Here is a 22,991-nt window from a genome sequence, read left to right on the forward strand (position 1 = left end):
GCACGGATCGTCATCGTCGCGCAGAGTGGCCTCATGACGAACTCCACCATCGGCGTGATCTGGAATCCCTCGAAGATCGACGAGGAGAAGCTGCGCGCGGCTGTAGCGGATGCCTTCGCCGCAGACGCCGACGTGCAATGGTGGGAGACGAGCGTCGATGATCCCGGGAGGGGAATGGCGCAGGAGGCCGTGGATGCCGGATGCGACACCGTGCTCGCCGTCGGCGGCGACGGCACCGTCAGGGCGGTCGCCGAGACTCTCGTCGGCACAGACGTCGCTCTCGGCATCGTTCCTCAGGGCACCGGCAATCTCCTCGCCCGCAACCTCGAGCTTCCGCTCGACGACATCCCCGCAGCGCTCGCCCGCGTCAGGTCGGGCAAGACCCGGACCATCGATCTCGGCTGGGTGGAGGTCAACGGTGAGGAACACGCCTTCGCCGTCATGGTGGGCTTCGGCATCGATGCGCAGATGCTGGTCGAGACCAATGATGACCTGAAGGATCGTGCAGGCTGGCTCGCTTACGTCGAGGCGATGGGCCGCGCTCTCGCCGGTACGGAGATGACGCCGATCACGTTGACCCTCGATGACCAGGAACCGCAGACGGTCGAGGGTCATACGCTGCTGATCGGGAACTGCGGGATGGTTCAGGGCGGAATCCGCCTGCTGCCGGGTGCGACCCTCGATGACGGGCTGCTCGATCTGCTCCTGATCAGCTCGGACGGAGCCCTACAGTGGCTCGACACGGTGCGCTCGGTCGTCTGGGACAACGGCATCCGTCGGTTGTTCACCCCTGGCCAGGAGGCGGTGAGCACGGACTCGACCCGCCATCTCTCCGCGAAGCGGATCGTGGTCGAACTGGAGAAGCCTCAGGCGTTCGAAGTCGACGGGGAAGAGCTCGGCGACGTGTCGGGGTTCACCGTGCGCGTGCAGCCCGCTGCCGTCAGGGTGTACTGACGATCAGATCGCCGTCCGGCGGCACGGTCTTGCTGTCCTGAGCGGGGAACGTCACCTTCTGGATGATGATGATGACGCTCGCGGCGATGGGAATCGCCACGAGTGCGCCGAGGATTCCTCCCAGCGCGCCGCCGCCCACGGCGGCGATCACCACGACAGCACCGGGGACTGCGACAGCCTTGCTCATGATTCTCGGGCTGAGGAAGTATGCCTCGATCTGCATGTAGACGAGGTAGTAGATCGAAGCGATCAGCGCCATCTGCGGGTCGGTGATCAGGCAGACGAGCGAGATGATCACGGATGCGGTGAGCGTGCCCACGAGCGGGATCAGCGAGCCGATGAAGGCCAGGAGGGCGAGCAACGCCGGAACCGGGGCTCCGATGATGCTGAGGAAGAACAGGCTGAGGACGCCGTTGATCAGAGCGAGACTCGCCTGGCCGATGACGTAACGACCGACAGCGCCGGACACGTCCTCGAGGAGTCCGCTGAACCGCTCCCGCTGGTACGCGGGGACGAAGCGGACCGCTGTGCGCTTGATGCTGCGAAGAGACGCCATGAAGTACAGGGTGAGGATCAGGACGATCGTGACGGCGGTGAAACCACCGGCGATGCCGGCGCCGACAGCGAAGACGCCGCCACTGATGTTCGCGAAGTTGCCCGGATCCTTGAAGAAGTCGAGGATGCCGTCCGCGGCGTCCTGGAACACCGAGCCGAACTGGGCGCTCATGTCCTTGAACCAGGCGCTGGCGGTGATGTCGGCGACCATCTGGGGCCCGTCATCGATCAGGTTCGTGATCTGCTCGACGACGATGGGAACGATGGCGACGATGATTCCCGCGAACACGAGCAGCACGGACGCGACGACGATCGTGACGGCGGCCGGGCGGGGCAGCTTGGCTTCGATGAGAGTGACGATCGGGTCGAGACCCAAGGCGAGGAAGAGCGCAACGCCGATGTAGACGAGCACGGTCGCGAGCTGACCGACCATGCTCCCGATGAGCAGCGCGACGAGGACCCCGAGGGCACCGAGCAGACCGAACAGGAACGGGTTGATCTTCCACGCCCCCGAAGGACTGGTCTTTCCGGGCGCGTGAAGGTGATGTTCGACCGTCGTGACGGCAGCCTTGCGTCGACGCATGATTATCCCCCTGGTGTTTCCGATCCCGATGCAACAGTTGAACTCTATGTCGATCCGCGGTCAAACCCCTTGACGAAGCGCCGGGTGCAACGGCGAGAGCCCGCCCCAGCAGGCGCTGGGGCGGGCTCTCTCGGTGCTGCAGTGGATCAGACCCCGAAGTACAGCTCGTACTCGAACGGGTGCGGGCGCTGGGCCATCGGCAGGATCTCGTTCTCGTACTTGTAGGAGATCCAGGTCTCGATGAGCTCCTTGGTGAAGACGCCGCCCTCGAGCAGGAAGTCGTGGTCCTCCTCGAGCGCCGTCAGCGAGTCCAGCAGCGAGTTCGGCACCTGGGGGATGTTCTTCGCCTCCTCGGGGGGAAGCTCGTACAGGTCCTTGTCGATCGGCTCGAGCGGCTCGATGCGGTTCTTGATGCCGTCGAGGCCGGCCATCAGCTGTGCGGCGAATGCCAGGTACGGGTTGCCAGAGGCATCCGGCACGCGGAACTCGATGCGCTTCGCCTTCGGGTTGGAGCCCGTCAGCGGGATGCGGATCGCTGCCGAGCGGTTTCCGGCGGAGTACGCCAGGTTGACCGGAGCCTCGAAGTGCTTCACCAGGCGGTGGTAGCTGTTCAGCGAGGGGTTGGTGAACGCGAGCACGGCGTGAGCGTGCTTCAGCAGACCGCCGATGTACCAGCGCGCGACGTCGCTGAGCTGGCCGTAGCCGGTCTCGTCGTAGAACAGCGGCTTGCCTTCGCTCCACAGCGACTGGTGGGTGTGCATGCCCGAGCCGTTGTCGCCGTACAGCGGCTTCGGCATGAAGGTGGCAGCCTTGCCCCACAGCTCAGCGGTGTTCTTGACGATGTACTTGAACTTCAGGATGTCGTCTGCCGCGTGCACCATGGTGTCGAAGCGGTAGTTGATCTCCTGCTGCCCGGCGGTGCCCACCTCGTGGTGCGAGCGCTCGAGGATGAAGCCGGCGTCGATGAGCTTCAGGGTGATGTCGTCGCGCAGGTCGGCGGTCTTGTCGACCGGCGAGACGGGGAAGTAGCCGCCCTTGTACGGGGTCTTGTTGGCGAGGTTTCCGCCCTCTTCCTCACGACCGGTGTTCCACGCGGCCTCCTCGGAGTCGACCTGGTAGAAGCTCTTGCCTGCCGAGACCTCGTAGCGGACGTCGTCGAAGAGGTAGAACTCGGCCTCGGGGGCGAAGTATGCGGTGTCGGCGATGCCGGTGGAGGCGAGGTACTTCTCGGCCTTCTTGGCCACCTGACGCGGGTCCTTCGAGTAGATCTCGCCGGTGCGCGGGTTGTAGATGTCGAAGAGCATCACGATGGTGCTCGCCTCGCGGAACGGGTCGACATAGGCCGTGGAGACGTCCGGGATGAGCTGCATGTCGGACTCGTGGATGCTCGCGAAGCCGCGGATCGAGGAGCCGTCGAACAGCTGGCCGTTGACGAAGAAGTCCTCGTCGACCGTGCTCGCGGGAATGTTGAAGTGCTGCTGAACGCCAGGCAGATCGGTGAAACGGATGTCAAGGAACTTGACGTCGTTCTCCTTGATGTAGCTCAGCACCTCAGATGAATCTTTGAACATGTGTAACGACTCCTGAATAGCGGATCGGGGTTCACGGCCACTCTGCACAGTACGGCGAGGGGGTTACCTCCCAGTATCCACTTTGTTTCGGGCGTGTTACAGACGCTGGGTAGGCTGGGGAGGTGACGGATGCTGTGAACGCGTACCCCGGTGAACGACTCGGACTCCCGCGAACGGGCAGTGGCAGCGTCGCCCGCGTCGGTCGCCGGATCGGCGCCCTGCTGATCGACTACACAGCCGCGACCATCATTGCGACCGCGTTCCTCGGCTTCAATCAGTTCGCGCTGCCGTCAGAGGCCGGACTCACGCAGTTCACCCCGCTCGTGGTGTTCGCGCTGCTGCAGATCCTCTTCATCCCGACCGCGGGTGGCAGCCCGGGTCACCGCATCCTCGGGATGCGTCTGGTCAGTCTCGACGGCGGCTGGGTGGGCCTGTGGCGCCCGATCGTGCGGACACTCCTGCTGATCGTGGTGATCCCCGCCGTCATCTGGGACGAGGATCAGCGCGGCCTGCACGACAAGGCCGTGCGGACCGTACTCGTCCGGACCTGAGACTCAGTCGCGTCCGCGATTACGGCGACGCGCCTCGCGCGGCGCGCGGCCGCCGAGGAACGACCGAGCGGGATCGACGATGTAGCCGCCGCGGAGTGCCTCCCGGCCGATGAGCATCCGGAATCCCATCTCGTCGCGGTTGCTGAGCGTCACTTCCGCGAGAACCTCGCGATCGACCAGACGGACCAGCAACTTCACGACGAGCCGTTGCTGTGCGTGGCCGGAGGAGCTGCGGATGGCGCGGCGGTCATGCACCGGGCACTCGACGACCACGGCATCCTCTTGGCTGTCCTGCCAGGGCTTGACCTTGAAGCGCACCCAGGCGACATCGTCGCGTTCGAACTCGTGGATGTCGAAAGCGTGCAGCGACGAGGTGCGTGCGCCGGTGTCGATCTTCGCTTTGAGCCAATCGACACGGAGATCGGGCAGGCTCACCCACTCACGCCAGCCCGTAAGGGTGTTTGAATGGGTTGACCTACTCACCTGATACATCCTGGCAGGAAAACTTCGTGAAGATCGCCGTGCTCTCCCGTGCCCCGCAGGCATACTCGACTCAACGACTGCGAGCCGCCGCCTTGCAGCGCGGCCACACCGTCAAAGTCCTCAACACCCTGCGCTTCGCCATCGACCTCACCGCTGATGAACCCGACCTGCACTACCGGGGCCGCCAGCTCAGCGACTACGACGCGATCCTGCCCCGGATCGGCAACTCGATCACCTACTTCGGCACCGCTGTGGTCCGGCAGTTCGAGCAGATGGACGTCTATACGCCCAATACGGCGAACGGCATCTCCAGCGCGCGCGACAAGCTCCGTGCCAATCAGATCCTGTCCCGCCACAACATCGCCATGCCGCCGACGGCCTTCGTGCGCAACCGCGCCGATGTGCGGCCGGCGATCGAACGCGTCGGGGGAGCGCCCGTCGTCATCAAGCTGCTCGAAGGCACCCAGGGGATCGGCGTCATCCTCGCCCCGCAGGTGAAGGTCGCCGAGGCGATCATCGAGACGCTGCATTCGACGAAGCAGAACGTGCTGATCCAGAAGTTCATCTCCGAGAGCCGCGGCCGCGACATCCGCGCCCTGGTCGTCGGTGACCGCGTCGTCGCCGCGATGCGCCGATCCGCCGCCGGTGACGAGTTCCGCTCGAACGTCCATCGCGGCGGATCCGTGGAGCGGGTCGAGCTCGACCCGGTGTACGAGCGCACCGCGGTGCGCTCAGCCCAGATCATGGGACTGCGCGTCGCCGGTGTCGACATGCTCGAGGGCGAAGACGGTCCGTTGGTGATGGAGGTCAACTCCTCGCCGGGCCTGCAGGGCATCGAGACGGCGACGAACCTCGACGTCGCCGGAGCGATCATCGACTACATCGCCGGCCAGGTGGCGTTCCCCGAGATCGACGTCCGTCAGCGGCTGACGGTGTCGACCGGATACGGCGTCGCCGAGCTGCTCGTGCACGGTGCGGCCGACCTCGTGGGCAAGACGCTGGGAGAGGCGGGGCTCTGGGAGAGGGACATCACCGTGCTGACTCTGCACCGTGGCGTATCGGTGATCCCGAACCCCCGAAAGCATGTCGTGCTGGAGGCAGAAGACCGCTTGTTCTGCTTCGGCAAGCTGGACGAGATGCGTTCGATGATTCCTGAGCGTCGTCGACGCCGGGCGAAGGTGCGCCGGCTCCCGCGCGAGCCGCTCTCGGAGTGATGCCCTGAGAATGCAGAAGCGCGGCCGCCCTCGAAAGGGGCGGCCGCGCTTCTCTGTCTGCGGGGGCGTCAGCGCGGACGTTGCGCCCGGGCCTTTGTCGGGTCGATCCCCTTGGGGATGGGCAACGAAGACAGAGACTGCGAGACGGATTCGATCCGCCGGATGACCGCGGCCATCGTCGTCTTGTCGATCGCCTTGGGCAGCTTCTTGATGGTCTTGGCGAGTTGGCTGATCGGCACATCGTCTTCGCCGTGACCGACGTAGAGCACCGTCACCGGGACGCCCTGCGCGACGCGCTGCACCTTCTGGCGCTCTTCGTTGATGAGGCGGGTGAGGCGTCCACGGGAACCCTCGCCGACGACGACGACCCCGCCGCGCCCGACGGTGCGGTAGACCGCCTCCTGGGTCTTGGGGTTGATGCCGACGGGGGAGTCCGATGCCTGCCAGCTGCGACCGAGGCTGCTGCTGAGCACGTGACCGGTGGCACCGGGCATGCCGTCGATCTTCTTGTACATCGCGTTCGTCGACAGACGCGTCATCAGGAAGAGCGCACCGAGCACACCGAGCATGAGGCCGGTGATACCCCAGAGGACCAGCGTCCACACCTGGAAGGGCGGAATCACATAGCCGACCACCAGGCCGACGAGGATGCCTCCGAGGAGGATCGCGATCTGGGCCCAGGGCAGCCAGGCATAAGCCTCACGCGTGAACCGGAAGAGGGACTTGATCTGGGAGAAGAACCCAGGACGCTTCTCGGGGTCAGGAGCACGCTTTGCCATAGGTATCAGCCTACCGAGTCCGGGATGCTGCGGATGTCGGCGTTCGCGTCGGGCGGATTCGAATTTCTCTGCACGATCCCGGGACGATCTCTCCGCCACCACTTCTCCTGCACAATGGCGGGTTCGACGGAGTTCGTCCACATCGGGCTCCCGGGCCCCCATCGGATGCGTCGCTGCGCTCTCATGGATCCATGGCAGATCGTGAAACGGACGGCGGCGACCGGACGCTCGTGACCGGCGCGCATCGCGTGATCCGGACGTTGGACGCGCAGGAGGGGCCCTATCCCGGTGCTCTCGTCACGCGCGGGGACGGCGTCGCGGTGCAGACCGATGCCGCCTCGCTCAGTGGATGGGACGGGTGGGCGTATGCCGGCGCAGAGCACGTGGCCGGCCCTTTGGACGTGGTGCGCCGTGTCGACGGCCAGGATGTCCTCCTGCCGTGGTGTTCCGAGCGGCTCGCGGCCTTCTTGGGGCGGCGTGCAGCCGCCGGCGTCGCCGTGTCGGCCGGGGAGACGGCCACGCTCGTCGGCAGCCTTCTGCGAGGCCTCGACGAGCTCGGCGGCGGGGCGACTGTCGGCGGCAGCTGGTGGCTGACCGACGAAGGACGGCCGGTCTTCGTTCTCGGCGATGGTGAGAGTGCTCGGGAGTCCGCAGCGCGGATCGTCGGACGACTGCAGGAGAGCACCACGGATCGGGCGCTGGGGCGCACGCTCACCACCGTGCAGCAGGGACTTGTACAGCCGCGGGTGCCGCGACGCGTGCAGGACGATTGGGAGCGCGAGCTGTTCGAGAACGCGGCGCCCAAGCCGCTGCGCCGTGAAGTCTTCCCGCCGGAGCGGGCGCGTGACATCGCTCCGCAACGCGCTGCTCTCGACGACTTCTCCGAACCGGTTCACGGTCATGGACCGGCGGTGTTCGTCGAGGGGCTGCGCAGCCGCATTCTCGAGCGATGGCGGATGCTGATCGCTGAGCGTCCGCAGAAGGACCGGGGGCGGAGATCGAAGGTTTCTGAGAGTGCGCCGCGACGACGCAGAACTCTGGTCGTGGCGGGTGCGGCTGCCGCTGCGGTGCTCGCAGTCGGTTTGCTCTGGCCCACCGGCGGGTCGGACGAGGCCGGTGCGCAGACCGACGGGGCATCGGAAGCGGCGACGCGTGCGCAGGACGACGCGGTGCCGCCCGCCGAGAGCTCGACTCCGAGTTCGGAGACGCACGAGCCGACGGACGAGACGGATGCTGCACCGACCGCGGAGACCAGCGACCCGCTGTACGCCGCCACAGCGCTGCTGGCGGTCATCCGAGCCTGCGCGGAGGCGGAGGACGGGACGTGTGACGCAGCGGTTGCTGAGGGAGCCGCCGGTGTCGTGGAGCGCCTGGGGGCGGTTGCGCAGGATCGGGAACTGGCGCTCGTCGACGAATACGGCGATGTCGCGGTGATCCGACTGACCCCGACGGCTTCGACTTCCGAGCCGGGCGGAGCGGACGAAGAGGAGAAGCCGATGTCAGAGCTGATGATCGTGCTCGTGCGCCTCAACCAGAACTGGCTGGTCCGCGACGTGTACGACGTCGCGGACCAGCCAGGCTGATCGGTTCAGATGTCTGTCGGATCAGGCGCCGAGAGCGGCAGCGAAGTCCGCGGACTCCAGGCGAGCCTTGACCGCGCCGAGATAACGCGCGGCATCCGAGCCATCGATGATGCGGTGATCGTACGAGAGCGCGAGGTACACGTACGAGCGGATGGCGATCGCGTCGGCGCCGTCGACCTTGACCAGGCCGGGACGCTTCACGACCGTTCCGGTTCCGAGGATCGCCGACTGCGGCAGGAACACGACAGGCGTGTCGAACAGCGCGCCGCGGGAGCCGGTGTTGGTCAGCGTGAACGTGCCGCCGCCCAGCTCGTCGGGCTTCAGCTTGTTGTCGCGGGTGCGCGCGGCGAGGTCAGCGATCTCATGTGCGATCTGCGCGATGTTCTTCGACGCGGCATCCCGCAGCACCGGAGTCAGCAGGCCGCGCTCGGTGTCGACGGCGATCGAGAGGTTCTCGGTCGCCGGGTACACGATGTCGGTGCCGTCGACCGTCGCGTTGACGATCGGGAACGCCTGCAGCGCCTCGGCGGCCGCAAGAGCGAAGAACGGCAGGAACGACAGCTTGTCGCCGGTCTTCTGCAGGAAGGACGCCTTCACGCTGTCGCGGTACTCGGCGAGCTTCGTGACATCGACCTCGACGACCGTGGTCAGCTGAGCGGTCTGCTGCATCGAGGCGACGGCACGCTCGGCCAGCACCTTGCGCAGGCGCGACATCGGCTGCGTGGTTCCGCGCAGCGGCGAGACCTCGAGCGGCGCGGGAGCCGCAGCGGCGGGAGCAGCGGCCGGGGCGGCGGATGCCGTCTCCGCTGCCTTCAGCACGTCTTCCTTGCGGATACGGCCACCGACACCCGTGCCGGTCACCGAGGCGAGGTCGACGCCCTGCTGAGAGGCCAGACGGCGCACCAGCGGGGTGACGTAGAGGCTGTCGCTCTCGGTCGGCAGCGTGAGCTTCGGAGCAGCAGGCTCGGCCGCGGCGGGAGCTGCCGGAGCGGGAGCCGGGGCAGCAGGGGCGGGAGCCGCAGGAGCAGCGGCTGCCGGTGCCGGCGCGGCAGGGGCGGCAGGAGCTTCAGCAGCCGGAGCGGCAGGAGCTTCAGCGGCCGGAGCGGCAGGCGCGGCTGTCGGAGCGGCACCCGATCCGACCCGGGCGAGGACAGCGCCGACGGCGACGGTCTCATCTTCGCCGGCGACGATCTCCTGCAGGATGCCGGCGACCGGCGAAGGGATCTCCGTGTCGACCTTGTCGGTCGAGATCTCGAGCAGAGCCTCGTCGACGGCGATGGTGTCACCGACCTGCTTGAGCCAACGGGTGACCGTGCCCTCGGTGACGCTCTCGCCGAGCTCGGGGAGCACGATGTCGGTGGCGTCGCCGGCCGGAGCGGAGGGAGCGGCTTCTGCCGGAGCCGCGGGGGCCGGGGCTTCGGCGGCCGGCGCCGCGGGGGCGGCCGGTGCTGCTGCTTCGGCCGCAGGCGCTTCCTCTGCTGCCGGAGCGGCGGCTTCCGGAGCATCCGCTGCCGGTGCCGCATTCGAACCATCACCGATACGGGCGAGCAGAGCGCCCACCTCGACGGTCTCATCCTCGGCGACGAGGATCTCCTCGATCACACCGCTGACGGGGGAGGGGATCTCGGTGTCGACCTTGTCGGTCGAGATCTCGAGCAGGCCCTCGTCCGCCTGAACGGTGTCTCCCACCTGCTTGAGCCAACGGGTGACCGTACCCTCGGTGACGCTCTCACCGAGAGCGGGGAGGACCACGGATGTGCTCATGACGGAGTCTCCTTCAAGAAGTTGTATAACGCTTGTCTAGCTTAGTGACCTGGTTGGCCGATTGGTGTTCAGAGGGCGTGCAGCGGTTTGCCTGCGAGGGCGAGGAACGCCTCGCCCAGTGCCTCGCTCTGTGTGGGGTGGGCGTGGATCAGAGGAGCGATGTCCTCCGGGTGCGCCTCCCAGGCGACAGCGAGCTGGCCCTCGGTGATGAGCTCGCCGACGCGATCTCCGAGCAGGTGGACACCGAGCACCGGGCCGTCCTTGAGGCGGACGATCTTCACCAGGCCGCCGGTGCCGATGATCTCGCTTTTGCCGTTTCCGGCCAGGTTGTACTCGTAGGCGACGACGCTGTCCGCGCCGTGCTCGGCGACGGCGGCTTCCTCGGTGACACCGACGGAGGCGACCTCCGGGCTGGAGTACGTGACCTTCGGGATCTGCACATCGGGGATGTTCGCGGGCGAGAGTCCGGCGATCCGCTCGGCGACGGCGATGCCCTGCTGGAAGCCGCGGTGGGCGAGCTGCAGGCCGGGAACGATGTCGCCGACGGCCCAGACGCCGGCTGCGGAGGTCCGGAGGTCCTGATCGACGGTGACGAAGCCACGGTCCAGGGTCACGCCTGCCTCTTCGAAGCCGAGATCCGCGGTCACCGGACCACGGCCGACGGCCACGAGCAGGTAGTCGGCGGTGAACTCGGTGCCGTCTTCGAGCGTGACCGTGACGGACACGTCATCCTGTGCGGCGGTCTGGAATCGCTTGCCCAGCGAGTACTGGATGCCGCGGCGGCGGAAGGCGCGCTCGAGGCCCTTGCTGAGCGCGATGTCCTCGTTCGGGACCAGGTGCGGCAGAGCCTCGATGATGGTGACTTCGGCGCCGAACGAGCGCCACACACTGGCGAACTCGACGCCGATGACACCGCCGCCGAGAATGAGGACGCGCTCGGGGATGACGTCGAGCGCCAGAGCCTGCTCGCTCGTGAGGATGCGTCCGCCGATCTCCAGACCGGGGAGGGTGCGGCTGTAGGAGCCGGTCGCGAGGATCACGTCGGCACCGACGTACACGTCGTCCCCGACAACGATGCTCCGGTCAGCCTGCAGTCGTCCGAGACCGGGGACCGTCGTGATGCCGCGTGCTTTGACCAGGCCTTCGAGGCCCTTGAACTTCTTGGCGACGATGCCCTCGCGGTACGCCCGGACGCCCGCGGGGTCGATGCCCTCGAGAGTGGCGGTGATGCCGACGTGCGCGGCGTCACGCACGTGCTCGGCGACCTCCGCCGCGTGCAGCAGCGCCTTGGTGGGGATGCATCCGCGGTGCAGGCAGGTCCCGCCGACCTTGTCCTTCTCGATGAGTGCGACGGACTTGCCGAGTTCGCTGGCGCGGATGGCTGCGGCGTAGCCGCCGCTGCCGCCGCCGAGAATGACGACGTCGAAGTTGTGAGTGGTCATGTGTCATGCCTCCGTGTGGGATGCTTCGGCGAAGGCGATGATCGATCGGACCATCGCTCCGGTGGGGCCCTTCTCAGTGAAACCGTACGGCGCGCCGTTGTGCTCGCTGGAGCCGGCGATGTCGAGATGCACCCAGGGGATGCGGGGTGCGTCGTCCTCGGTCGATGTGCGTCCGACGAACCGGCGCAGGAACAGACCTGCGTACGAGGCTCCGCCCATGCGATCGCTCATGTTGACGTTCTGCAGGTCGGCGATCGGGGAATCCATCGCCTCCTCCATGTGCGCGGGCAGCGGCATGTGCCAGGCCGGCTCGTCCGCGGCGTCGGCCGCGGCGAGGAACCGGGCGACGGTCTCGTCGTCCCCGAAGACTCCGGTGAGGCGGTGTCCGAGCGCGGCGACGATGGCACCGGTGAGGGTTGCGACGTCGATGATGACGTCGGGGTTCTCACGGCTGGCGGCCACGAGCGCGTCGGCGAGGACCAGTCGGCCCTCGGCATCCGTGTTCAGCACCTCGACGGTCGTGCCGTCGAGGATCCGCACCACGTCGCCGGGGCGGATGGCCCCGCCCGACGGCATGTTGTCGGTGATGCCCAGCCACGCGGTCACCCGCACCGGAAGCTGCAGGGTGGCGATCGCGCGCAGCGCGGCGAGACTGGTCGCGGCACCCGCCATGTCGAATTTCATGCCGACCATCGAGGCGGCGGGCTTCAGAGACAGGCCGCCGGTGTCGAAGGTGATGCCCTTGCCGACGAGCGCGATGTGCTGAACGGCGTCGGCGGGGGAGTAGTCGAGTCGGACCAGGCGCGGCGGGCGCTCCGAGCCCTGAGCGACGCCGAGGATGCCACCGAAGCCCTGCTTCGCGAGCGCCTTCTCGTCGAGGATCTCGACGGTCACGTCGAGATCAGCCACGCTGTCTGCAGCGCTCTGCGCCAGCTGGGCCGGGCTCTGCCACTCGGCGGGGACGAAGACCAGATCCTTCACCAGCGACACAGCGTCGCCCACCGTATTGACGCGAGCGGCGGCCGCGTCGTCGAGATCGGCGTGCAGGATGACCGCTGTGGCCCGCGGCTTGCCCTTCTCGGCCTTGTAGTTCTCGAAGCGGTAGCCGCCGAGGACGGCGCCCTCAGCGGCGGCGCCCGCGAACTCCTCGATGCCGGGCGCAAGTGCCACGGAGACGGTCTCGAACCCGGTCAGAGTGCGGAGCGCCGTACCGACGGCGTTCCGCACGGCGGCAGCGTTCGGCGTCTTGCCGGCGCCGACGACCGCGAACGGGAGAGCGGTCACCTCCGGGGCGTACACGCGTGCGAACGCGGATGCAGCGCCGGTGAAGCCGATGCCGTTCAAGGCCTCAGCGAGACCGCTGAACGCACCGATCGACTCTGTCGAATCGGAGAGATCGGGAACGACGAGCACTGCGGCATCTGCGGTGCTTCCGGGAAACGGGTCAGTCGTGTGCGACAGCACGGGAAGCGTCATGTCTCCATCCTAGGTATTCGCGCACCCGTCGGCGCGCGAGCGGCACGAGCTGCGTGTTCGCTCTCAGCATGACCCGGCCAACCCCCGGATGGATGGTGCCTCGTAGCATGGTCATATGCCGTTTTCCGGAGACCTCTACGAACGCGTCGCCAACGCACCGACTGTGCCGCGCGGACTCCCGCTGGTGATGCTCCTGACCGGCTTCACAGATGCCGGGAGCGCTGTTTCCGGCCTGATCGACCACCTCCGCGAGACGACTTCGCCGCAGCCGATCGTGGTGTTCGACAACGACGTACTGCTCGATTACCGCGCCCGGCGTCCGGTGATCGTCTTCGAGCAGGATCACCTCACGGAGTTCCGTCCGGCGCGGCTCGAGCTCTCCCTCGCCACGGACGCGCTCGGACAGCCGTTCCTTCTGCTGGCCGGTTACGAGCCGGACTTCGCCTGGAATGCGTTCGCGCAGACGATCCTCCAACTGGCCGCAGACCTCGAGGTGTCCGGGCTCAACTGGGTGCACTCCATCGCGATGCCGGTGCCGCATACCCGTCCGATCGGGACCACAGTCAGCGGCAACCGTCGCGAGTTGACCGTCGCGCATTCGGTCTGGCGTCCCCGCACTCAGGTTCCTGCGACAGCGGGCCACCTCCTGGAGTTCCGCTTCGCCGAGCGCGGTGACCGGGCCGTCGGTTTCGTGCTGCTGGTGCCGCATTACCTCGCCGAGACCGAGAACCCGGATGCGGTGATCACGGCGGCCGAACGCCTGATGGCCGCGACCGGGCTCGTGCTGGTGATGGATGACGTGCAGGAGCGGCGAGACGACTACCTGGCGCGCGTCGACGAGCAGGTCCTCGGCAACGAGGAACTGCAGCAGATGGTGCACACCCTCGAACGGCGCTACGACGCATACATGGCCGGTCGGAACCCCGACGACGACTCATATGACGATGGTGGCTTCAGCGAGCGCGATCTCCCGAGCGCGGACGAACTCGCCGCTGAACTCGAGCGCTACCTCGCGTCACGGCCCTCCAGTGATGACGAGAAACCGGGCCGGGGCTGACCCGATCTCAACGAACTTCGACGGAATGCGCTCGCTCGGTCTCTCGTGTGCGATACTAGGACTCTGACCCGTTGTCAATCGTTCTTTCCGGAGAACGGACTTGACAAGGGTCTTACTAGTGTCCGAAATGTCCCGGGGCGTATCTGTGGCCCCGTGAAAGGCGAAACGTGACTCCTGCCACGACCAACAGTTCCCGGACGAAGAAGACCGCTGACGAGCCCGCGCTCGACGCGCAGCCCGAGGTTGCAGCGGAGAAGGCTCCGGCGGCGAAGGCTGCTGCCGAGAAGCCCGTCGCCCAGACCGCCGCGAAGCGCGCGGCGGCGAAGCGAGCGCCCGTCAAGAAGAAGAAGGCCGACGACATCGTCGAAGACGATGAGGTTCCCCCTGCTGCAGCCACCGACGTCGATGACGACGACGAGGACAGCAAGCCGAAGTTCACCGAGCCGCTGCCCACGGGCGCGATCGTCATCTCGTCGAACGACGATGAAGACGTCCCGGTCTACTCGACGCAGATCACCGGGGCCACCGCCGACCCCGTCAAGGACTATCTGAAGCAGATCGGTAAGGTCGCACTGCTGAACGCGGCCGAAGAGGTCGAGCTCGCGATGCGCATCGAGGCGGGTCTCTTCGCCGAGGAGAAGCTGTCGACGATGTCCGGCGCAGAACGGACCGGCCAGCTCGGACTCGACCTGCAGTGGGTCGCCCGCGACGGCCAGCGCGCGAAGAGCCACCTGCTGGGTGCCAACCTGCGCCTCGTGGTCTCGCTCGCGAAGCGTTACACCGGTCGCGGCATGCAGTTCCTCGACCTCATCCAGGAAGGCAACCTGGGCCTGATCCGTGCTGTCGAGAAGTTCGACTACACCAAGGGCTTCAAGTTCTCCACGTACGCCACCTGGTGGATCCGTCAGGCGATCACCCGGGCCATGGCCGACCAGGCTCGCACCATCCGCATCCCTGTGCACATGGTCGAGGTCATCAACAAGCTGGCGCGTGTGCAGCGTCAGATGCTGCAGGACCTCGGTCGCGAACCCACTCCGGAAGAGCTCAGCCGCGAGCTGGACATGACGCCGGAGAAGGTCGTGGAGGTGCAGAAGTACGGCCGCGAGCCGATCTCGCTGCACACCCCGCTCGGCGAAGACGGCGACAGCGAGTTCGGTGACCTCATCGAGGACACCGAAGCCGTGGTTCCGGCTGACGCCGTGGGCTTCACGATGCTGCAGCGTCAGCTCGAGCAGCTGCTGGATTCCCTCTCCGAGCGCGAGGCCGGCGTGATCCGCATGCGCTTCGGGCTGGGCGACGGTCAGCCCAAGACGCTCGACCAGATCGGCGACACGTTCGGTGTGACGCGTGAGCGCATCCGCCAGATCGAGTCCAAGACCATGGCGAAGCTGCGTCACCCGAGCCGCTCGCAGTCGCTCCGGGACTACCTCGAATGATGACGGGCGCACCTCAGGCGCGCTCCGCAGGCATCCGCTACGTCTTCCCGGTTCTGGCTGGGAAGCTGGCTCGATTCGCGACGCGTCTGCGGGGCGGCGGTTCGGCGTTTCCTGGGTACCTGACGAACAAGCTCTCTCCGTCACTGCTGCCCACTCTGGCTGATCAGTTCCGGTACGGGGTCGTCTTCGTGCTGGGCTCGAACGGCAAGACGACGACGACGCACATGATCAGCGAGGTGCTGCGCGCACACGGGCTGACCGTGTTCACGAACCCCACCGGGGCGAACCTGCCTCAGGGGGTCACGAGCGCGCTGCTGGCCGACGCGACGCTCACCGGTCGCATCCGCGCCGATGTCGCAGTGCTCGAGGTCGACGAGGGCTACGCCGCCGATCTCGCGGATCAGCTGTCGCCCGCGGTGATCCTGTCGTTGAACGTGCAGGTCGACCAGCTGTACCGGTTCTACGAGACCGAGCGCGTCGCCGACATGATGCTCGATGCCTCGACTCGCGCCTCGAGGCATGTCGTCGTCAACCGCGACGATCCCTATCTGAGCAAGATCGACACTGACGCGATGCGCGGCGAGGTCTCGTTCTTCGGCGTCTCGCCGGAACTCGTCGCCGCATCCGCGCACGGTCTCGCCAACGCGGCGGACACCCGCAGCGGCAACACGGGCACGCGTGCCCGTGACGCGTACTCCGAGGTGCTCAGAGCCCAGGGACGCGAGATCGCGGTGCGCGTCGGCGACGTGGACGCGGAGATCACGCTTCCGGCCCGCGGCCTGCACTACGCCGCCGACGCCGCCGCCGCGCTCACGGTCGCAGCCCGCGTGCTCGGCTCTGACTTCTCCGCCGCGAAGGCGGCGACCGGATTCGCCAGGATGGCTCCGGCCTATGGTCGCGGCGAAGTCATTCCGCTGCGCCGGGATCCGGCGGGCGAACAGGTCGAATTCGTGATGTTCAAGAACGCGCCGAGCCTGCAGATGAATCTCGATGCACTGGACGGAGCGCCCGAGCGCGCGCTCATGGCGATCGACGAGGGAACTCCCGACGTCTCCTGGCTCTACGATGTCGATTTCGATGCGCTCCCGCGGGTGGATGTCGTCACCGGTGAGAAAGCCAGTCAGCTCGCGTTGAGTCTCGAGCACGCCGGCGTCGAGATCGGCGTCGTCGAACCGGACATGGAGAAGGCCGTCGCGCTGATGCGCGCGCTGGACCCGGCGGCGTCCGGACGTCAGACCTGGTTCGTCAACTACGAGCTGATGATGATCGGCCGCAAGCTGCTCGGTCACGGAGACCAGGAGGTTGCACGCCGATGAGCGAGTCAGTGCGAATCGTCCAGCTGTATCCGGTGGAGCTCGGCATCACCGGAGATCGCGGGAACGTGCGCGCCCTGCAGGTGCGCCTGGAGCGCGGCGGCGTCGCCACGGACGTGCAGACGGTGGGCATCGGAGAGGCGATTCCTGCCGACACCGACGTCCTGGTTCTCGGAAACGGTCCGCTGTCGGCGATGCGCGGCGTGATCGACGACCTGCGCGGTCGTGCTGCAGAGCTGGAGAGCTTCGTCGATGGCGGCGGTACGCTGCTCGCCGTCGGCGGCTCGGCCGAGCTTCTGAGCGAGGGTGTGGAACCGCTCGAGGGCGCGCCCCTCACGGGACTCGGCATCTTCCCCTTCCGCGTCGTGCGCACGCGCGAGCGCAAGGTGGGATACATCATCGTCGATACGTCGGACGGCCGGGTCATCGGGTTCGAGGATCACGCGTCCCAGTGGTCGCTGGGAAACGGCGCGCTCCCGTACGGAACGGTGGCCGCCGGCCGCGGCAGCTTCGAGCATGCCGGTTCGCGCGGCGAGATCGTCCGTCGTGGCCAGGCCTTCGCGACCAACGTGCAGGGTCCGGTGCTGCCGTTGAATCCACGCTGGACCGATGCGATGCTCACCGCCGTGACGAACCGTCGCGGCATCGATTGGGCTCCTGGCACGGCGCATGCGCCGCTGGACGAGCACGCGGACGGCGCCCGCGCCGCGATCGAGCGGCTCGTGCACGGCAAGGACATCAGCTCGATCGGACTCTGAGGTGACGGGCAGCAGTGCGCTTCCGCGGGCGGTGATCTCACGCTCCGCTCTCACCGCTGCAGCCGCGGCGGCCGTTGCCGCCGGCGGGACCATCGCGGATCTCCGGCGTGACGCCTGGGGCCACGGGATCCTGTCGGTCGCACACGTCGCCCTGGCGGCGGGCGCAGAGGCCGTTCTCGTCGACTCGTCGGACGAGGTGGATGCGCTCGGAGACGAGGGGATCACGGCGACCGCGGATGCGGAGGCGGACATCGACTCCCGCATCCTGTACGGCCTGCCGGATGCGGACGGGCAGCTGAGCACGGCACCCGTGCTGCGTCTGGTCGGACGGGTGCTCTCCACCAAGCGCCTCCTCGCGGGTGAGGCCGTCTCCTACGGGTACACGCACCGCGCCACGACCGACACGACCGTCGCACTGGTCTCGGGCGGGTACGCGCAGGGGATCGTGCGCGCGCTGGGCAATCAGGTCCACGTCGCGGTCGACGGGGAGCAGCGGCCGATCGTCGGCCGGGTCGCAATGGATGTCTGCGTCGTCGACCTCGGGGGCCGCGATGTGCCGGTCGGCGCCGAGGTGACCTACTTCGGCGGATCCGGATCCGCCGCGCCTGCCCTGGCACGATGGGCCGCAGTGACCGGGTTCACCGTCGCTGAGCTCGTGACCGTGACGGGGCTGCACGCCGAGCGGGAGTGGGAAGCATGATTCGACCGACCCTGCACATCTCGCGTGACCAGTTCCGCGCGAACATCACGGCGGTGGAACGGCGGATCGCCCCCTCCGCGCTGATGCTCGTCATGAAGGACGACGCCTATGGCCACGGGCTGGGCTGGGCAGTGGAGGAAGCCGCCGACGCAGGCGTGACCTGGTTCGGCGGCTACGACATCCGCACGGCGCTGCGTATCCGCCGGCTGTTGGTCGGCTCGCAACGGGTTCTGGCGTGGGCGACGTCCACCGACGAGGAGATCGCCGAAGCGCTTCTGCACGATATCGACCTCGGCATCGGCACGTCCGAGTACCTTCGCCGAGTGATCGCCCAGGCGCAATCGCTGGGTCGACGGGCGCACGTGCATCTGAAGATCGACACCGGGCTGCGCCGCAACGGCGTGCTCCCCACGGAGTGGGACGGCTTCGTCGCCGAAGCCCGCGCGGCGGAGGGCGCCGGCACGCTGGAGGTCGTCGGCGTGTGGAGCCATCTCGCCGAGGCGAGTGACCCGGAGGACGATGAGGCGCAGCAGGTGTTCCTCGCCGCGGTCGACGCGGTTCGTCGCGCCGGGAGTTCACCGGAGCTGTTGCATCTGACGGCGTCAGCCGCGTCGTGGTGGCGGCCGGAGCTGCGCGGCTCACTGTCTCGGGTCGGCGCGTTCTGCTATGGCATCCGATCTGCAGACGGCCCGGAGCTCGACGGCATCCGTCCGATCGCCACCCTGAGCGTGCCGGTGGTACACGTCGACGACGGTGACGCCGTGATCGCGATCGGCAGTTTCGACGGCCTGCCGTCGACGCTCGCCGGCATCGAGGTCGGAACCCCTGCCGGTCTCCGGCTTCTGCGCGAGGTCGATGCGACGACGTCCATCGTCGCGGGGTGGCCGGGGATGCAGCCGGGCGATCAGGTCCGCGTGTTCGGTCCGGGGGACCAGGGTGAGCAGAGCGCGACGACGCTCGCCGAGCGCATCGGCACGGTCGGCGAGGAGATCCTCACCCGACTCACGCCGCGCGTGCGGCGAACGATCGTCTGAGCGGTCAGACCGCGTCGATCAGGCGAGCGGTCTCATCGTGCCAGCTGGTCGCGATGCTGCGCAGCTTCTCTTCGTACTTGCGGCCGTGGTGGGCGCAGAAGAGCAGTTCGGAGCCGTTGACCTCGGCAGCGATGTAGGCCTGAGCGCCGCATGAATCGCATCGATCCATCGCGGTCAGTCGGAACTCGATAACGGAGGCCTCACGTTCGGTCGTAGCGTTCATCTCGGTGCCTCCTCGGGTGTCAGGCTCATTGCTTGAGTGTGCTCAATACAACCACGCCACAGCTGTATGCATGCCCGGATCACGGCGTGTTTCGCTCAGCGCGTACGGCGATGGGCTCGGCCGCATCACGATGGGGAGTGTCTGCGGGGCTGCGGGGCGCCCCGGGAATAGAATTGTTGATTGTGACCGCCGAGTATTCCGCCCATCATCTCCAGGTGCTCGAAGGGCTCGAAGCGGTCCGCAAGCGCCCCGGTATGTACATCGGGTCGAACGGCTCGCCCGGGCTCATGCACTGCCTCTGGGAGATCATCGACAACGCCGTCGATGAGGCCGTCGACGGCAACGGCAACCGGATCGACATCATCCTGCATGCGGACGGCAGCGTCGAGGTGCACGACCGCGGCCGCGGCATCCCGGTCGATGTCGAACCGCGCACCGGTCTCAGCGGCGTCGAAGTCGTCTTCACCAAGTTGCATGCCGGCGGCAAATTCGGCGGTGGCTCGTATGCGGCATCCGGAGGACTGCACGGTGTCGGCGCCTCCGTCGTGAACGCACTCTCGGAGCGTCTGGACGTCGAGGTCGATCGCGGCGGCAAGACCTATGCGATGTCCTTCCATCGCGGCGAGCCCGGCAACTTCAAGGACACCGGCGAGAAGCGTCCGGATGCTCCTTTCTCGCCGTTCGAGGAGAAGAGCGAGTTGCGGATCGCCGGCAAGGCGCCGCGCGGTGTCACCGGCACGCGTGTGCGCTACTGGGCGGATCGCCAGATCTTCACGAAGGATGCCGCGTTCCAGCTCGCCGATCTCGAGACTCGCGCCCGTCAGACCGCGTTCCTCGTGCCCGGTCTCGAAATCGTCATCAAGGACGAGCGCGGTGAGGGATCGAACGAGACCTCGTACCGCTACGACGGCGGCATCGCGGAGTTCGTCGAGTACCTGGCCACGGACGCGCCGGTGACCGACACCTGGCGGATCCAGGGTGAAGGCTCCTTCAAAGAGACCGTGCCGGTACTGCAGGCCGATGGCCACATGATCGCCACCGAGGTCGAGCGCGCATGCGTCGTCGACATCGCGCTGCGCTGGGGAACCGGCTACGACACCACGTTCCGCTCGTTCGTCAACATCATCGCCACGCCCAAGGGCGGCACTCATCAGCAGGGCTTCGAGCAGGAGATGCTCAAGGTGCTCCGCGCACAGGTCGAGCAGAACGCGCGCCGGCTCAAGGTCGGCAACGACAAGCTGGAGAAGGACGACGTCCTCGCCGGTCTCACTGCGGTGCTGACGGTGAACGTACCGGAGCCGCAGTTCGAGGGACAGACCAAGGAGATCCTCGGAACTCCGGCCGTGCGCCAGATCGTCGCGCAGGTGGTGCGCAAGGAGCTGGGCGAGCGTTTCAGCTCGACCAAGCGCGATGACAAGAGCCAGGCGACGCAGCTGCTCGACAAGATCGTCGCCGAGATGAAGGCCCGCGTCTCTGCGCGGGCCCATAAGGAGACCCAGCGCCGCAAGAACGCGCTCGAATCGTCGACGCTGCCCACCAAGCTCGTCGACTGCCGTACGAACGAGGTCGATCGCAGCGAACTCTTCATCGTCGAGGGCGACTCGGCGCTCGGCACGGCGAAGAATGCCCGCAACAGCGAGTTCCAGGCACTGCTTCCGATCCGGGGCAAGATCCTCAACGTGCAGAAGGCCTCTGTCGGCGACATGCTCAACAACACCGAGTGCGCGTCGATCATCCAGGTGATCGGTGCGGGCTCAGGGCGCAGCTTCGACATCAGTGCCGCGCGCTACGGCAAGGTCATCCTGATGAGCGACGCCGACGTCGACGGCGCGCACATCCGCACGCTGCTGCTCACCCTGTTCTTCCGCTACATGCGGCCCCTCATCGAAGACGGCCGCGTCTATGCTGCGGTTCCGCCGCTGCACCGCGTGATCGTGATGAATCCCGGCTCGAAGCCGAACGAGACGATCTACACGTACAGCGAGCAGGAGATGCACGCGCTGCTGGCGAAGCTCCGCAAGGCGGGCAAGCGGTGGCACGAGCCGCTTCAGCGCTACAAGGGCCTCGGCGAGATGGATGCCGAGCAGCTGGCGAACACGACCATGGATCGCGGCGGGCGTCTGCTCCGCCGGGTGCGCATGGAGGACGCCGAGGCGGCAGGGCGGGTCTTCGAGCTGCTGATGGGCAACGAGGTCGCCCCGCGCCGTGAGTTCATCATCGAGTCATCCGATCGGCTCTCCCGCGAGGCGATCGACGCCTGACCCGTCCGACGGCCCCGGGCGAGCCGCTGCCTCGTAGACCGCGAGCAGGGCCTCGAGATGCGTGTTCTGGGTGACCAGCGGGCGGTGCGCGATCGCAGCAGCGCTCATCTCTCGGATGCGGGCGGGGGAGTCTCGCAGCTGCGACAGGGCGGACGCCACACCGGCGGCATCCGGGGTGTCGGTGACGATGCATCCGTATTCCGGGAGCGTCTCGGCCAGATCGGGGTCCGTGACCACCACAGGGAGCCCGGACGCGATCGCCTCGAGCAGCACCATCGGCTGGTTGTCGAAATCGAGCGAACTCGAGACCAGGACATGCGCGTCGCGCATCGCCTGCAGGACCGCTGACTGCGGCACGGCGCCGTGCACGGTGAGCCGCTCACGGGGCAGCGCATCGACGCGTTTCGCGATCGCCGCGCGTGCGATGCCGTCGCCGAACATGCCGGCAACGATTCCCGACACCTCTGCCACGGCGTCGACGAACACGTCGGGCCTCTTCTCGGGCGACACGCGACCGCACCACATCACGCGCAGCGCCTCTCCCGGTGTGACGGATCGGGGCATCGGATCGCCGACCGCATCCAGCACGGAATCCTCCAGCCCGTTCGAGATCACGGTGACGGGTGTGGTCACGCCTTGTGCGAGCAGTTTCGCGGCGAAGTGCCCCGAGGGCACGATCACCTGATCCGCGTGGTTGGCCTGACTGACCATCAACCGCCAGATCCGGCGAGCCATCCGGGTCCGGGTGTACGGGGTGTCCGCACCGATCCGCACCTCGCCGTGGCTCAGCTGTCGTCGGTGCAGAGCGGCCAGCAGCACTGTCGTCACCGCCGGCACCGGGAGCACGGAGCGGGTGTAGACGTCGACGCGGCCGTGCATGGTCTGCACGATCGGGATGCCGAGATCCTTGGCCGCGCGGAATCCGGCGAGCGCAGCGAACATCTCGGAGTGCACGTGCACCACCTCGATGCCGCGCACTCTCAGCTCGGTCCGGAGGGTCGCTGCCGCCGCGGACGGGGTCCAGGTGAACGGGTATCCATCGGGTGCGAAGCCGCGCGCGGTCGGCAATCCCACCACGGTGGGGTCGCTGCTCGGCGATGTCAGCGGTGAGAACACGGTCACCTCGTGGCCGGCGTGTTCCAGAGCCTCCTTGTGGGCCTTGATCACCGTCTGCACGCCGCCCAGAGTCGGCAGGTAGTAGTCGGTGACCATTGCAATGCGCACCCCACCACATTAGGGGGAGAGGGTCGTGCT

20 protein-coding genes are annotated in these 22,991 nt (G+C 67.3%); 11 read left to right on the forward strand and 9 right to left on the reverse strand.

What is annotated here, in order from left to right:
- The first annotated feature begins 33 nt into the window (after positions 1–33).
- Positions 34–954 (forward strand): diacylglycerol/lipid kinase family protein, encoded by a 921-nt coding sequence (locus LTA6_RS15205; protein ID WP_407358192.1) that lies wholly within the window; start codon positions 34–36, stop codon positions 952–954.
- On the opposite strand, the gene LTA6_RS15210 is transcribed toward LTA6_RS15205, so the two are convergent.
- Together LTA6_RS15210 and glnA are read right to left on the reverse strand one after the other, a co-directional pair.
- Complete coding sequence (locus LTA6_RS15210) at positions 941–2,092, reverse strand: AI-2E family transporter (RefSeq protein ID WP_407358193.1); 1,152 nt, start codon at positions 2,090–2,092, stop codon at positions 941–943. The genes LTA6_RS15205 and LTA6_RS15210 overlap by 14 nt on opposite strands.
- Positions 2,093–2,238: 146 nt before the next feature.
- Positions 2,239–3,663, reverse strand: coding sequence for a type I glutamate--ammonia ligase (gene glnA / locus LTA6_RS15215; protein ID WP_341974585.1), 1,425 nt, complete (start codon positions 3,661–3,663; stop codon positions 2,239–2,241).
- Positions 3,664–3,785: 122 nt separating this feature from the next.
- Between glnA and LTA6_RS15220 the strand changes: the two genes are divergently transcribed.
- A complete protein-coding gene (locus LTA6_RS15220; protein WP_407358194.1) occupies positions 3,786–4,214 on the forward strand; it encodes an RDD family protein in 429 nt (142 codons plus the stop codon).
- Between the two features lie 3 nt (positions 4,215–4,217).
- On the opposite strand, the gene LTA6_RS15225 is transcribed toward LTA6_RS15220, so the two are convergent.
- Positions 4,218–4,706 (reverse strand): RimK/LysX family protein, encoded by a 489-nt coding sequence (locus LTA6_RS15225; protein ID WP_363547009.1) that lies wholly within the window; start codon positions 4,704–4,706, stop codon positions 4,218–4,220.
- 17 nt (positions 4,707–4,723) lie between these two features.
- Between LTA6_RS15225 and LTA6_RS15230 the strand changes: the two genes are divergently transcribed.
- Positions 4,724–5,911 carry a RimK family alpha-L-glutamate ligase gene (locus LTA6_RS15230; protein WP_341978409.1) on the forward strand — a complete coding sequence of 396 codons (1,188 nt, stop codon included), beginning with the start codon at positions 4,724–4,726 and terminating at the stop codon, positions 5,909–5,911.
- Positions 5,912–5,979: 68 nt separating this feature from the next.
- On the opposite strand, the gene LTA6_RS15235 is transcribed toward LTA6_RS15230, so the two are convergent.
- Positions 5,980–6,690, reverse strand: a complete 711-nt coding sequence (locus tag LTA6_RS15235) for a DUF4191 family protein (RefSeq protein ID WP_341974588.1) — start codon at positions 6,688–6,690, stop codon at positions 5,980–5,982.
- Between the two features lie 191 nt (positions 6,691–6,881).
- Between LTA6_RS15235 and LTA6_RS15240 the strand changes: the two genes are divergently transcribed.
- Positions 6,882–8,273, forward strand: coding sequence for a hypothetical protein (locus LTA6_RS15240; protein WP_407358195.1), 1,392 nt, complete (start codon positions 6,882–6,884; stop codon positions 8,271–8,273).
- 21 nt (positions 8,274–8,294) lie between these two features.
- Here LTA6_RS15240 and sucB read toward each other — a convergent pair whose 3' ends face one another.
- From sucB to LTA6_RS15255, 3 genes are all read right to left on the reverse strand, one after another.
- Entirely contained in the window at positions 8,295–10,037 is a 1,743-nt protein-coding gene (sucB, locus tag LTA6_RS15245) for a 2-oxoglutarate dehydrogenase, E2 component, dihydrolipoamide succinyltransferase (RefSeq protein WP_407358196.1), read from the reverse strand.
- Between the two features lie 68 nt (positions 10,038–10,105).
- Positions 10,106–11,479 carry a dihydrolipoyl dehydrogenase gene (lpdA, locus tag LTA6_RS15250; protein ID WP_407358197.1) on the reverse strand — a complete coding sequence of 458 codons (1,374 nt, stop codon included), beginning with the start codon at positions 11,477–11,479 and terminating at the stop codon, positions 10,106–10,108.
- A gap of 3 nt (positions 11,480–11,482) precedes the next feature.
- Entirely contained in the window at positions 11,483–12,955 is a 1,473-nt protein-coding gene (locus LTA6_RS15255; RefSeq protein ID WP_407358198.1) for a leucyl aminopeptidase, read from the reverse strand.
- A gap of 115 nt (positions 12,956–13,070) precedes the next feature.
- Here LTA6_RS15255 and LTA6_RS15260 point away from each other — a divergent pair, with 115 nt between their 5' ends.
- The 6 genes from LTA6_RS15260 (at position 13,071) to LTA6_RS15285 (ending at position 19,253) form a co-directional block, all read left to right on the forward strand.
- Positions 13,071–14,012 (forward strand): PAC2 family protein, encoded by a 942-nt coding sequence (locus LTA6_RS15260; protein WP_341974593.1) that lies wholly within the window; start codon positions 13,071–13,073, stop codon positions 14,010–14,012.
- Positions 14,013–14,179: 167 nt separating this feature from the next.
- Positions 14,180–15,448 (forward strand): RNA polymerase sigma factor, encoded by a 1,269-nt coding sequence (locus tag LTA6_RS15265; RefSeq protein WP_341974595.1) that lies wholly within the window; start codon positions 14,180–14,182, stop codon positions 15,446–15,448.
- Positions 15,448–16,764 (forward strand): MurT ligase domain-containing protein, encoded by a 1,317-nt coding sequence (locus LTA6_RS15270; protein ID WP_407358199.1) that lies wholly within the window; start codon positions 15,448–15,450, stop codon positions 16,762–16,764. The genes LTA6_RS15265 and LTA6_RS15270 overlap by 1 nt, the downstream gene beginning before the upstream one ends.
- On the forward strand, positions 16,761–17,519 hold the full coding sequence (locus LTA6_RS15275; protein WP_407358200.1) for a glutamine amidotransferase: 759 nt from the start codon (positions 16,761–16,763) through the stop codon (positions 17,517–17,519). Before LTA6_RS15270 ends, LTA6_RS15275 begins: the two co-directional genes overlap by 4 nt.
- A 1-nt stretch (position 17,520) precedes the next feature.
- Positions 17,521–18,219 carry an alanine racemase gene (locus LTA6_RS15280; RefSeq protein ID WP_407358201.1) on the forward strand — a complete coding sequence of 233 codons (699 nt, stop codon included), beginning with the start codon at positions 17,521–17,523 and terminating at the stop codon, positions 18,217–18,219.
- Positions 18,216–19,253: an alanine racemase gene (locus LTA6_RS15285; protein ID WP_407358202.1), complete on the forward strand. Its 1,038-nt coding sequence runs from the start codon at positions 18,216–18,218 to the stop codon at positions 19,251–19,253. The genes LTA6_RS15280 and LTA6_RS15285 overlap by 4 nt, the downstream gene beginning before the upstream one ends.
- 4 nt (positions 19,254–19,257) lie before the next feature.
- Here LTA6_RS15285 and LTA6_RS15290 read toward each other — a convergent pair whose 3' ends face one another.
- Positions 19,258–19,476 (reverse strand): hypothetical protein, encoded by a 219-nt coding sequence (locus tag LTA6_RS15290; RefSeq protein ID WP_102192227.1) that lies wholly within the window; start codon positions 19,474–19,476, stop codon positions 19,258–19,260.
- A gap of 182 nt (positions 19,477–19,658) precedes the next feature.
- On the opposite strand from LTA6_RS15290, the gene LTA6_RS15295 reads away from it, so the two are divergent.
- Positions 19,659–21,737: a type IIA DNA topoisomerase subunit B gene (locus LTA6_RS15295; protein ID WP_407358203.1), complete on the forward strand. Its 2,079-nt coding sequence runs from the start codon at positions 19,659–19,661 to the stop codon at positions 21,735–21,737.
- Here the strand turns inward: LTA6_RS15295 and LTA6_RS15300 are convergent.
- On the reverse strand, positions 21,699–22,961 hold the full coding sequence (locus tag LTA6_RS15300) for a glycosyltransferase (RefSeq protein ID WP_407358204.1): 1,263 nt from the start codon (positions 22,959–22,961) through the stop codon (positions 21,699–21,701). The genes LTA6_RS15295 and LTA6_RS15300 overlap by 39 nt on opposite strands.
- Positions 22,962–22,991 lie beyond the last annotated feature (30 nt).

This window comes from Microbacterium sp. LTA6, assembly GCF_045690355.1.
Lineage (GTDB): Bacteria > Actinomycetota > Actinomycetes > Actinomycetales > Microbacteriaceae > Microbacterium.

Excerpts from the sequence above, each read along its gene's own strand:
- LTA6_RS15240 (WP_407358195.1), top strand. The coding sequence starts at position 6,882 with ATGGCAGATCGTGAAACGGACGGCGGCGACCGGACGCTCGTGACCGGC.
- LTA6_RS15210 (WP_407358193.1), bottom strand. The coding sequence starts at position 2,092 with ATGCGTCGACGCAAGGCTGCCGTCACGACGGTCGAACATCACCTTCAC.
- lpdA (WP_407358197.1), bottom strand. The coding sequence starts at position 11,479 with ATGACCACTCACAACTTCGACGTCGTCATTCTCGGCGGCGGCAGCGGC.
- LTA6_RS15255 (WP_407358198.1), bottom strand. The coding sequence starts at position 12,955 with ATGACGCTTCCCGTGCTGTCGCACACGACTGACCCGTTTCCCGGAAGC.
- LTA6_RS15225 (WP_363547009.1), bottom strand. The coding sequence starts at position 4,706 with ATGTATCAGGTGAGTAGGTCAACCCATTCAAACACCCTTACGGGCTGG.
- LTA6_RS15285 (WP_407358202.1), top strand. The coding sequence starts at position 18,216 with ATGATTCGACCGACCCTGCACATCTCGCGTGACCAGTTCCGCGCGAAC.
- LTA6_RS15275 (WP_407358200.1), top strand. The coding sequence starts at position 16,761 with ATGAGCGAGTCAGTGCGAATCGTCCAGCTGTATCCGGTGGAGCTCGGC.
- LTA6_RS15290 (WP_102192227.1), bottom strand. The coding sequence starts at position 19,476 with ATGAACGCTACGACCGAACGTGAGGCCTCCGTTATCGAGTTCCGACTG.
- LTA6_RS15270 (WP_407358199.1), top strand. The coding sequence starts at position 15,448 with ATGACGGGCGCACCTCAGGCGCGCTCCGCAGGCATCCGCTACGTCTTC.
- LTA6_RS15260 (WP_341974593.1), top strand. The coding sequence starts at position 13,071 with ATGCCGTTTTCCGGAGACCTCTACGAACGCGTCGCCAACGCACCGACT.
- LTA6_RS15205 (WP_407358192.1), top strand. The coding sequence starts at position 34 with ATGACGAACTCCACCATCGGCGTGATCTGGAATCCCTCGAAGATCGAC.
- LTA6_RS15235 (WP_341974588.1), bottom strand. The coding sequence starts at position 6,690 with ATGGCAAAGCGTGCTCCTGACCCCGAGAAGCGTCCTGGGTTCTTCTCC.
- glnA (WP_341974585.1), bottom strand. The coding sequence starts at position 3,663 with ATGTTCAAAGATTCATCTGAGGTGCTGAGCTACATCAAGGAGAACGAC.
- sucB (WP_407358196.1), bottom strand. The coding sequence starts at position 10,037 with ATGAGCACATCCGTGGTCCTCCCCGCTCTCGGTGAGAGCGTCACCGAG.